At 61.7% G+C, this 11,093-nt stretch carries 8 protein-coding genes and 1 pseudogene; all 9 read left to right on the top strand.

Annotated features, from left to right (window positions below; all coding sequences use genetic code 11):
* Nucleotides 1-449, top strand: a pseudogene (locus Q8Q83_RS12635) (acyl-CoA dehydrogenase); the annotation flags it as partial.
* Between the two features lie 110 nt (nt 450-559).
* Complete coding sequence (locus Q8Q83_RS12630; RefSeq protein WP_305624217.1) at nt 560-1,345, top strand: MBL fold metallo-hydrolase; 786 nt, start codon at nt 560-562, stop codon at nt 1,343-1,345.
* 256 nt (nt 1,346-1,601) lie between these two features.
* Nucleotides 1,602-2,723, top strand: coding sequence for a serine hydrolase (locus tag Q8Q83_RS12625; RefSeq protein WP_305624215.1), 1,122 nt, complete (start codon nt 1,602-1,604; stop codon nt 2,721-2,723).
* Entirely contained in the window at nt 2,720-3,058 is a 339-nt protein-coding gene (locus Q8Q83_RS12620; RefSeq protein WP_305624213.1) for an amidase, read from the top strand. The genes Q8Q83_RS12625 and Q8Q83_RS12620 overlap by 4 nt, the downstream gene beginning before the upstream one ends.
* Before the next feature lie 331 nt (nt 3,059-3,389).
* Nucleotides 3,390-4,547 (top strand): phosphatidylserine/phosphatidylglycerophosphate/cardiolipin synthase family protein, encoded by a 1,158-nt coding sequence (locus Q8Q83_RS12615; protein ID WP_305624211.1) that lies wholly within the window; start codon nt 3,390-3,392, stop codon nt 4,545-4,547.
* Nucleotides 4,548-4,623: 76 nt separating this feature from the next.
* Nucleotides 4,624-5,235, top strand: coding sequence for a DUF2846 domain-containing protein (locus Q8Q83_RS12610; RefSeq protein ID WP_305624209.1), 612 nt, complete (start codon nt 4,624-4,626; stop codon nt 5,233-5,235).
* Nucleotides 5,236-5,679: 444 nt separating this feature from the next.
* Nucleotides 5,680-7,362 carry a fatty acid--CoA ligase gene (locus tag Q8Q83_RS12605; RefSeq protein WP_305624208.1) on the top strand — a complete coding sequence of 561 codons (1,683 nt, stop codon included), beginning with the start codon at nt 5,680-5,682 and terminating at the stop codon, nt 7,360-7,362.
* A 372-nt stretch (nt 7,363-7,734) separates the two neighbouring features.
* The gene (locus tag Q8Q83_RS12600; protein ID WP_305624206.1) at nt 7,735-9,624 is read left to right on the top strand and encodes a DUF1302 domain-containing protein; all 1,890 of its coding nucleotides are present in this window, start codon (nt 7,735-7,737) and stop codon (nt 9,622-9,624) included.
* Nucleotides 9,625-9,655: 31 nt separating this feature from the next.
* Nucleotides 9,656-11,023, top strand: a complete 1,368-nt coding sequence (locus Q8Q83_RS12595; protein WP_305624205.1) for a DUF1329 domain-containing protein — start codon at nt 9,656-9,658, stop codon at nt 11,021-11,023.
* The last annotated feature ends 70 nt before the right edge of the window (nt 11,024-11,093 follow it).

The raw sequence follows: 11,093 nt of genomic DNA, 5'->3' as shown, positions 1-11,093 counted from the left end.
TGCCCTTGATGCCGGATATCGGGCATGCCCGCCTGCATCTGGAGCATGCTCATTGCGAGCGCCTGGCCGGCGATGGCTGGGACGACTATGTGAAGCCCTTTCGCAGCATCGAAGACCTGCATGTGTTGAGCGCGGTGACGGCCTGGCTATTCGGTGTGGGGCAGGAGTCGGCTTGGCCGCAGCCTGTGCAGTTGCGCCTGCTCGGCCTGCTGGCCGGTTGCGCCGAAGTGGCGCGGCAGTGCCCGAGCGCGCCGGCCGGTCATCTGTTGCTGGCCGGGCTATTCGCCCAGTTCGACAGCCTGCGCGGCGAGCTGGATGCGGCCTTCGCCGCCGGGCCGCCAGCCTGGGCGCAGCTATGGCAGCGCGACCAGGGGCTGTTGTCGATTGCGGGCAGTGCGCGCAGCAAGCGTCTGCAGAAGGCGCAGACATTGCTCGGCATAACCCTCTAGGCCGGTTGGCCACAGGTTGGGTTGCCCGAACGCCATGCCGGCTTGATCCAGATCAGTAAGCCGGGACGGTAAGCGCATTATGGTCGCGGGCTTTCGGGAGAAAGCCTGCCATGCGACGCGAACCCATAGTGCTGTTCGACAACGGCCACCACCAATGCCTGATGTTCGATGATCTGGTCAGCGGCGAGGGGGTGCAGTCCAATCAGTTTCTGATCACCGATCACGAGCAATACCTGCTGCTCGATCCGGGCGGCGACCTGACCTACACGCCGCTGTCGCTGGAGTTGTCCAAGCACATCCCGCTGCAGGAGCTGACCTATATCTTCGCCTCGCACCAGGACCCGGACATCATCGCCTCCCTGGCCAAGTGGCTGCTGCACACCCGCGCGCAAGTGATCTGCTCCAAGCTGTGGGCGCGCTTTCTGCCGCACCTGACGGCCAACTACCTGGCCCTCAGCCGCGGCATCAACACCTTCGACCGCATCATCGCGCTGCCGGACCGTGGCCAGTCCTTCGCCCTGGGCCAGTGCACGCTGAAAGCCGTGCCAGCGCACTTTCTCCATTCGGTGGGCAACTTCCAGCTGTATGACCCGCTGAGCAAGATCCTCTTCTCCGGCGATATGGGCGCCTCCCTGGTGGATGACGCCACGCCGGTGAGCGACTTCGTCGGCCATGTGCCGCATATGCTCGGCTTTCACCGCCGCTATATGGCCAGCAACAAGGTCTGTCGGCTGTGGGCGGCCATGGTGCGGGAGATGGATGTGACCATGCTAGTGCCGCAGCACGGCCGGCCCTTCGTCGGCGCGCAGATGATCAACGCCTTTCTCTACTGGATCGAGAACCTCGAATGCGGCCTGGACCTGATGGGCCCCGAGGATTACCGCCTGCCCAAGTGATGAGTCCTGAGCTAGTGCGCCGGATTCTGCGCAGAGCCGGCGGATTTGGCAGGCCGTTGAAAAATGTAGGCGAGGCAGCCGAGACAAGGCAAAAACAGGCGAGGAATCGGAGTTTACGAGCTGTAAATGAGCATTCCGAGCCTGTTTTTAACGCCGTATCGGCAACGCAGGTAGTTTTTCAACGGCCTGTTAGAGCTTTGGGCTGTAATCGGCCGCGTGCTAGGGTGCCGCCTCCGATCGAGCAACAGGTGGCCTTATGTCCTATCTTCACTGCGCTACGCGGCTGGCCCTGGCCTGCGGCTTAGCCCTGGGTTGCGCCGCTGCGCAGGCCGAGAACTGGCCCGCTGCCGACTGGACGAGCCGGCCCGCGCCGCCCAGCGCCGCGCTCAGCGCCCTGGAAAACTATGCCTTCCCGACGCGCGACGAGGCCAGCCGGGCCGGCGTGCGCACCGATGCCTTGCTGGTGATCCATGACGGCCAGCTGATCTATGAGCGCTACGCCGCCCCGACCCAGGCCGCCACGCCGCACCTGACCTGGTCCATGGCCAAGAGCCTGCTCGCCACCACCCTAGGGGTGGCCTACGGTCAGGGGCGTTTTCGCCTGGATGCGCCGGTGGCCGAGTATTACCCGCCCTTTGCCGCGCACCCACAGGTCAAGATCGGGCACTTGCTCAACTGGGCCTCGGGCCTGGACTGGCAGGAAGACTACGAATACGCGCCGCTGAGATCCTCGGTGGTGGCCATGCTCTACACCCGCGGGCGCAGCGATATGGCGGCCTTTACCGCGGCCCACGAGGCCGCTGCCGAGCCGGGCGCGCGCTTTCACTACTCCAGCGGCGACAGCAATGTGCTGTCGGCGGCGCTCAAGGGCATGCTCGGCGAAGCGGCCTATGCCGACTATCCCTGGACCGCGCTGTTCGAGCCATTGGGGATCGAGTCCGCGGTCTGGGAGCGGGACGCCTCCGGCACCTTCGTCGGCTCCTCCTATGCTTATATGACCGCCCGCGACCTGGCCCGCGTCGGCCTGCTGATGCAGCGCGACGGCCGTTGGGGCGAGCGGCAGTTGCTGCCCAAGGCCTGGATCGACTTCAACCGCACGCCCTTCGCCAATTACCTGGCGCAAGCCGGCAAAGCCGATGACGCCGTGCCGGGCGGCCACTGGTGGTTGAATGCCGCCGTGGCCGGGGCGCGCAAGCCCTGGGTGGATGCGCCGGGCGAGACCTTCGCCGCGCTCGGCCACTGGGGCCAGGGCCTCTATGTGTTACCGAGGGAACGGCTGGTGATAGTGCGTTACGCCGATGACCGTGACGGCAGCTTCCAGCACAACCAGTTGCTCAAGTTGGTGCAAGCGGCCTTCGCCAGTGAGGTGCAACCATGATCCGTCGTCGTCCTTTCAGCAGCCTGTTGCTGGTTCTGGCCCTGTCGGTGGCCGCCCTGGCCTGGCACAACCGCGAGCATTTGCAGGCCTTCCCCGGGATAGTCGGCGCCTATTCGGCCAAGGAATATTGCTCCTGCCGTTATGTCAGCCATAACCCGGCGGACTACTGCGCCGCCTATGTCGAGCAGTACGTGCCGCTCGCAGGCTTCTTCGATGACGCCGCCAACAAGTGGGTAGTCGCCCGCGCCTTGGGCAGCACCCAGACCGCGCAATGGCTGGGCCCGCGCCAGGGTTGCCAGTTGCTGCCCGAGAGCGCGCCACTGCCGGCGTCCTAAGAACCTGTTTACGATCTGCTGCGCGTCGGCCATCCGGCGTTAAAAACAGCCTCGGCAAGCTGCTTGCGGCTAACGCGCTTTAGCGCGACCCGAAGGGCGAGTGAAACGAGTCATGCTCATTTACAGCTCGTAAACTGCGCTTCCTCGGCTGTTTTTGCCTTGTCTGGCTCTAGCTCGCGAGATCGTAAACAGGTTCTAACGAGCCACGCCGAGTACTGGCACCGGCTTAGGGGCAGGGTTTGCAAGGGGCGATGGGCAGGCTATGGTGGCGGCTTATTCGTCTGCCGGCGAGGCCCGATGCCCCTCTCTACCAGCCCTAGCGTGCGCGGCCATGGCCGATAACGTCTTCCCCTGGCGGCGTGGCAACGCGCTTGCCCTGTTGATCGACGGCGAGCGCTTCTTTCCGCGCATGCTCGAGGCGATAGCCACGGCGCGCCAGCAGGTGGAGCTGGAACTCTATCTGGTGGCAAGCGGCGCCTGCGCCACTGCGCTGATCGAAGTCCTGTGCGCGGCGGCGCGGCGCGGCGTGACCGTACGCTGCCTGTTCGATGCCTATGGCGCCCAGGCCTTGGCGCAGGCGCAACGCCTGCAGCTCAGCGCGGCCGGGGTGCAGCTGCACTGGTACAACCCGCTGCGCTGGAAGCATGGGCTGCGCAACTTCCATCGCGATCACCGCAAGCTGTTGCTGGTCGATGGGCAGTTCGCCTTTGTCGGCGGCACCGGGGCTACCGATGAGTTCTGGACCCCGGGTGAGAGCGCCAGCCGCTGGCACGAAATGATGGTGGAAATCAGCGGGCCCCTGGTGGCCGACTGGCTGCAATTGTTCGAACGCCAGTGGCTGAGCCGCCAGGCGCGGATTGCCTGGCGCCCGCGCGTGCCGCTGGCGCTCAGGCCCATGGCGCCCGTGCCGCCAGCCGGGCAGGGGTTGGGCCGCGTAGCCTTTGCCGACGCCCTGCAGCATCGCGACATCCTGCTGTCCCTGGTGCGTGCGCTACGCGGCGCGCAGACGCGTATCTGGCTGGCCACACCCTACTTTCTGCCGACCTGGAAAGTCCGCCGCGCCTTGCGCAAAGCGGCGTTGCGGGGCGTCGAGGTGCGCTTGCTGCTCAGCGGCCGGCATACCGATCACCCGCCGATCCGCTTTGCCGGCCAGCGTTACTACCCCGGCCTGCTGCGGGCCGGGGTGCAGATATTCGAATACCAGCCGCGCTTTCTGCACCTGAAGATGGTGCTGGTGGATGACTGGGTCAGCGTCGGCTCCTGCAACTTCGATCACTGGAACCTGCGCTTCAACCTCGACGCCAATCTGGAAGCCCTCGACCCGGCCTTTAGCGCCAGCGTGGCCGCCAGCTTTCAGGCGGATTTCGCCGACAGCCAGCCAATCACCCTGGACGACTGGCGCGCGCGGCCCCTGTGGCGGCGCATGCAGCAACGCCTGTGGGGCTGGCTGGATAGGTTGGCGGTCAACCTGCTCGATCGTCGCGGCTGACCCGCACTTTTGTCGGGTGTGGGCCGGCGCGGCCCCGGCTATGCTCGGCGGCATATTTCCCATAAGGATGCCGGCGATGCGCTGTTTGCCCCTGTTTGCCTTGCTGTTAGCGCTGGCGTCGAGTGGCTGCTCGACACCCGGTGCGTTCTTTGGCGCCACCGCGGGCGCCGCCTTCCGCGCGCATCAGTTGCGCGACGACAACCATGCCCTGGTCTATCTCTACCGCCCGCAAAGCGCCTGGGCCGATCAGGAGCTGGAAGCGCCGGCGCTATTTCTGAATAACCAGCGCATCGGCAGCCTGCCGAGCAACGGCTATCTGGTGCTGGAGTTCGAGATTGCCAGCTATCAGCTGGAGATGCGCCGCCCGCTGTTTGGCACCCACTGGACCCTGTTGGCCGACGGCCCGTTGGACTTCACCCGCATCTGCAGTTTCGCCCTGGATGCCGAGGCCGGGGGCGTCTATTACCTGCGCTACGACGAACTCAATCCGCCGCCGGTGAGCGATCAGGCGCCCAGCCAGGGCGATGGCCCGCTGCAACTGGTGTCCAAGGCGCTTGCCGATACGGAGATAGGTCCAACCCGCGAAGTGCAACCCTTCGAACGCATAGTCGCCAGCGGTGAAACCGAGCGCATGCAGCGCAGCTTCTGGCGCAAGGTGGGCAAGTCGCTGGACTTTATTGGCATCTAGCCGGGGGAAGTGCAGCAGTCGAAGGGTGGGTTAGCGACGCAGAACCCCTGCCGATAATCCGGACGCGATTGGAGCGCGGCGCGTAACCCACCAGGCAATCGATCGCGTTGCGCCGATGGTGGGTTACGGCGCAACAGAACCCGTAGGGCGGCAGCTCTATTGGCAACGCGCGCCTAACCCACCCTACGAGGTCGCGTTAAACCTTAGATCAGCTCAACCACCACCGCCGATGCACAGCGAGGCGATACCGCGCCTGCCGCCGGTGTTCTTCAGTGCATTAAATCCTCATGCGGATCAGAACAAACAGAGTGACAGCCGTGGGTTTTACGGCGTGACCAAAAGTGGCCGAAGAGTCATGCGGAAAATCATTCTTTGGGCTGATTTGACCGAAGCGTCAGCCCTCTAGATTGGCGGCACTGAAAAAACCCAGAAGAAGGTACCGCCATGCTGCAGACCCGCGTGATTGCGCCCGTTGCGAATGCCCACCAAGCCCCCTTGCTGATCAGGCGCCTGCTGTTGTCCGGCAGTCGTTACGAGAAGACCCGCGAGATCGTCTATCGCGATCAGCGGCGTTACAGCTACGCCACCCTCAACGAGCGTGTCGCTCGCCTGGCCAATGTGCTGAGCGCGGCCGGGGTGAAGGCCGGGGACACCGTGGCGGTGATGGATTGGGACAGCCACCGTTACCTGGAATGCATGTTCGCCGTGCCGATGATCGGCGCGGTGCTGCACACCATCAATATCCGCCTCTCGGCCGAGCAGATCCTCTACACCATGAACCATGCCGAGGATAAGTTCGTGCTGGTCAACAGCGAGTTCGTGCCGCTGTACCAGGGCATCGCAAGCCAGCTGAGCACGGTGGAGAAAACCCTGCTGCTGACCGATGCGGTGGAGAAAACTGCCGACCTGCCCAACCTGATCGGCGAGTACGAGACGCTGCTGGCCGCCGCCAGCCCCAGCTACGACTTCCCGGATTTCGACGAGAACTCGGTCGCCACCACCTTCTACACCACCGGCACCACCGGCAATCCCAAGGGCGTGTACTTCACCCACCGCCAGCTGGTGCTGCACACCCTGGCCGCCGCCAGCGTGCTGGGCAGCCTGGACAGCATCCGCCTGCTCGGCAGCAATGACGTCTATATGCCGATCACCCCGATGTTCCATGTGCATGCCTGGGGCATTCCCTATGTGGCCACCATGCTCGGCGTCAAACAGGTCTACCCGGGCCGCTACGAGCCGGACATGCTGTGCCGCCTGATCCGCGAGGAGAAGGTGACCTTCTCCCACTGTGTACCGACCATTCTGCAGATGGTGATGGGCGCCCCCATCGCCCAGGGCCACGACTTCGGTGGCCTGAAGCTGATTATCGGCGGCAGTGCCTTGAATCGTTCGTTGTATGAGGCGGCCAAGGCCCGCGGCATCCAGCTGACTGCCGCCTATGGCATGTCGGAAACCTGCCCGCTGATCTCCTGCGCCCATATCAACGATGAGTTGCTGGCCGGTAGCGAGGATGAACGCATCAGCTACCGGATCAAGGCCGGCGTGCCGGTGCCGCTGGTTGAAGCGGCGATCATGGCGGCCGATGGCAGCTTGTTACCGGCCGATGGCGAAAGCCAGGGCGAACTGGTGCTGCGCGCACCTTGGCTGACTCAGGGTTACTTCCGTGAACCGGAAAAAGGTGCGGAGCTCTGGGAGCACGGCTGGCTGCACACCGGCGATGTGGCCACCATCGACGATTTCAGCTTTATCGACATCCGCGACCGCATCAAGGATGTGATCAAGACCGGCGGCGAGTGGATCTCCTCCCTGGAGTTGGAAGATTTGATCAGCCGTCACCCCGCCGTGCGTGAAGTGGCGGTGGTCGGCGTGGTCGATCCGCAGTGGGGTGAGCGGCCCTTCGCCCTGCTGGTGCTGCGCGAAGGCCAGGCCCTGGACGCCAAAGGTCTGAAGGAACACCTCAAACCTTTTGTCGAGCAGGGCAGCATCAATAAGTGGGCGATACCCTCGCAGATCGCCCTTGTTACCGAAATTCCCAAGACCAGCGTCGGCAAGCTGGACAAGAAGCGCATCCGCCTGGATATCGCGCAGTGGAAGGCCGCCGGCAGTGCATTTTTGTCCACCCTGTAAGCCTTTCGGTGCTGGGCGCGGCCAGGCTGTCGCCCAGTATTAGGTTTAGCTCTGAAACAAGCGTTTTAACTGGGTTGGTGGGTGTTTCTCGCTGGGCTGTATTGGCTAATTTCGGGTTATTTGCGGCGGCCGGATTGGCCGCTGTTTTGGCAAAACTACTGCGTAATTTAGTGACTGGTCAGTCAAACAAGCGTTTGGCTTGTTAATTGCTCTATTCAAGCCATTCTCGGCTTGGTTGAAGCCGGCCACCGCGCCGAAACCTGCGAGCCAGAGTGCCTGGGGGCTGCAAATCACACTTTCGAGGGATCAAGCAGTAATACCCGCTGGCTATAGTCCGCACCATCCATAACAAAAACACATGGAGTAGCGTCGATGACAAAAACACAGCAAATCTGGCGCCTGGCAAAACTGCCGCTGGCCGTCAGCCTCGCATCCACCCTCGCCGCACCCGCGTTCGGCGTTACTTTCAATATCGGTGAAATCGAAGGCCAGTTCGACTCGTCCCTGTCGGTTGGCGCTAGCTGGTCGACCCGTAGTGCCGATCCAGATCTGATTGGTGTCAACAATGGTGGTGATGGCTTGTCGCAAACCACTGATGACTCCCGCCAGAACTTCAAGAGGGGTGAAACCTTCTCGAAGATTTTCAAGGGTATCCATGATCTCGAGCTGAAGTATGGCGATACCGGCGTCTTCGTTCGCGGCAAATATTGGTATGACTTCGAGACCAAGGATGAGCAGCGGTTGTTCAAGGACATCGATGATCACAACCGCAAGGAAGCCGCCCAGGCTTCTGGCGCGCAGATCCTCGACGCCTTCGTTTATCACAACTACGCCATTGGCGAGCAACCAGGCTCGGTGCGTCTGGGCAAGCAGGTGGTCAGTTGGGGTGAAAGCACCTTTATCCAGAACAGTATCAACTCTATAAACCCTGTAGACGCATCAGCTTTCCGCCGCCCAGGCGCGGAGGTCAAGGAAGGCCTGATTCCGGTCAATATGTTTTATGTGTCCCAGAGCCTGACTGAAAATCTGTCCGCCGAAGCCTTCTATCAGTTGGAGTGGGACCAGACCGTTGCCGATAACTGCGGCACCTTCTTTGCTCAGCCGGATATTATTGCTGACGGTTGCGATAATAACCTTCGGGTGTTGAACAACAACCCAGCAGTTGGTGCTGCGGTTAATGGCGCACTCACCTTCGGTTTTGGGCGCCCAGACTTGGTGATCGATCAGAACTCCGAGGGGGTTTTAGTTCCCCGCACAGGGGATCGTGACGCGCGTGACAGTGGTCAGTTTGGTGCAGCGCTACGCTACTTCGCCCAGCCGCTTGATACTGAATTTGGCCTGTATGCCATGAACTACCACAGCCGTACTCCCGCCTTCAGCGCCGCATCGGCGAGTGCGGATGTTTACGCTATTGCGCCTTTGCTGGGTGCAGCCGCGCCGCTGGTCGTAGCAGGGAATGGGAGTTATTTCCTTGAATATCCAGAGGATATTCGGCTTTATGGCTTGAGTTTTTCCACTACCTTGCCTACAGGTACTTCCTGGAGCGGTGAGTTGAGCTACCGACCCAATGCGCCGGTGTTGCTCAATACCACCGATATTCTGTTTTCAGGCGTCACACCGCTTCCTGATTTCGGCGGTTCTCCGCTATTTGGTAATGCATCCTTGATCGAGGGGCAGCCGAGTAGTGAAATCAACGGCTATGTCCGCAAGGAAATCACTCAGTTCCAGACCACCTTTACCCACTTCTTTGATCAGGTCATGGGGGCTTCTCGCCTGACCCTGGTGGGCGAAGTGGGCATTGTTCATGTTGGTGGTTTAGAAAACTCCAGCGAACTGCGCTACGGCCGCGACCCTGTCTTCGGACCTGGTCCTTTGCCGGCCACTGGCCCGTTCAATACCTGTAGCACGCTCAATGCCAGCACCCTGGGCAGCGCGACTGCCGAAAACGTCAGCAAGTACTGCGAAGACGACGGCTTCGTAACAACTACCGCTTGGGGCTACCGCGCCAAAGCAATTTGGGACTATCCGGACGTATTTGCCGGGGTCAACCTGAAACCCAGTGTGACTTGGTCGCATGACGTCGACGGTTATGGTCCTAACGGCCTGTTTACCGAGGGCGCTAAGGCCGTTAGCCTGGGCCTGGATGCCGACTACCAGAACACCTATAGCGCCAGCCTGGCCTATACCGACTTCTTCGGTGGCGAATACAACACAGCAATCGATCGCGACTTCTTGGCCTTCAGCGTTGGTGTGAACTTCTAAGCGGACGGGAATTTTGAGGAAGACTATGTATATGAAAACAACAAAAAGTCTGCTGCAAACCAGTGCTCTGACTCTCTCGCTGCTGGCCAGCGGTGTGATGGCGGCGGTATCGCCGGATGAAGCGGCCAAACTGGGCACCACCCTGACTCCAGTGGGTGCCGAGATGGCCGGCAATGCCGATGGCTCGATCCCGGCCTGGACCGGCGGTCTGCCAGCCACTGCCGGTACTGCCGATGGTGCGGGCTTCCTGTCGGATCCGTTCGCCAGCGAGCAGCCGCTATTCACCATCACTGCGCAGAACATGGATCAGTACAAAGACAAACTGACCCCTGGCCAGCAGGCGCTGTTCAAGCGTTACCCGGACAGCTACAAGATTCCGGTGTACCCGACCCACCGTACGGCCAGCATGCCGGATGACATTCTGGCGGCTGCCAAGCAAAACGCCACCACCACCAAACTGGTCGAGGGCGGTAACGGTCTGGAGAACTTCGCGCAGGCCAACCCCTTCCCGATTCCTAAGGACGGTCTGGAAGCGATCTGGAACCATATCACCCGCTACCGCGGCGGCAGCGTGAAGCGTCTGGTCACCCAGGCGACTCCGCAGGCCAATGGCTCCTACAGCATGGTGTACTTCCAGGATGAGTTCACCTTCCGGGGTGCGCTCAAGGATGCCGACACCAGCAAGCCAAGCAACGTGCTGTTCTACTTCAAGCAACGGGTAACCGCGCCGTCGCGTCTGGCGGGTAACGTACTGCTGGTGCACGAAACCCTCAACCAGGTGAAGGAACCGCGTCTGGCGTGGTTGTATAACGCCGGTCAGCGTCGCGTACGTCGCGCGCCGCAGGTGTCCTACGATGGTCCGGGTACCGCCGCCGATGGCCTGCGTACTTCCGACAACTTCGACCTGTACAACGGTGCACCTGACCGTTACGAGTGGAAGCTGAACGGCAAGAAGGAAATCTACATTCCTTACAACAGCTACAAGCTGGACTCGCCGAAGCTGAAATATGACCAGATCATCAAGGCTGGCCATATCAACCAGGACCTGACCCGTTATGAGCTGCACCGCGTCTGGCATGTGACCGCAACCCTGAAAACCGGCGAGCGTCACATCTATGCCAAGCGTGACTTCTTTATCGACGAAGACACCTGGCAAGCGGCGCAAATCGACCACTACGACGGTCGCGGTACCCTGTGGCGTGTAGCTGAAGCCCATGCCCAGTACTACTACGACAAGCAAGTGCCGTGGTACACCCTGGAAGCCCTGTATGACCTGCAATCCGGTCGTTACCTGGCCCTGGGTATGAAGAACGAAGAGAAGAGCTCGTACGAGTTCGGCTACCCAGCCAAGGAAAGCGATTACACCCCGGCGGCTCTGCGCCAGGCGGGCGTTCGTTAATCCGCTGTAACGCTGCATAAGAAACCGGCCCCTTGGGGCCGGTTTTTTTATGGCGCAACTTAAGGCGCAG

It is taken from the genome of Pseudomonas sp. (genome assembly GCF_030696055.1).
Classification (GTDB): domain Bacteria; phylum Pseudomonadota; class Gammaproteobacteria; order Pseudomonadales; family Pseudomonadaceae; genus Aquipseudomonas.
Note: the sequence above shows the minus strand (reverse complement) of the source record. Positions and strands in the feature narration are given on the sequence as shown.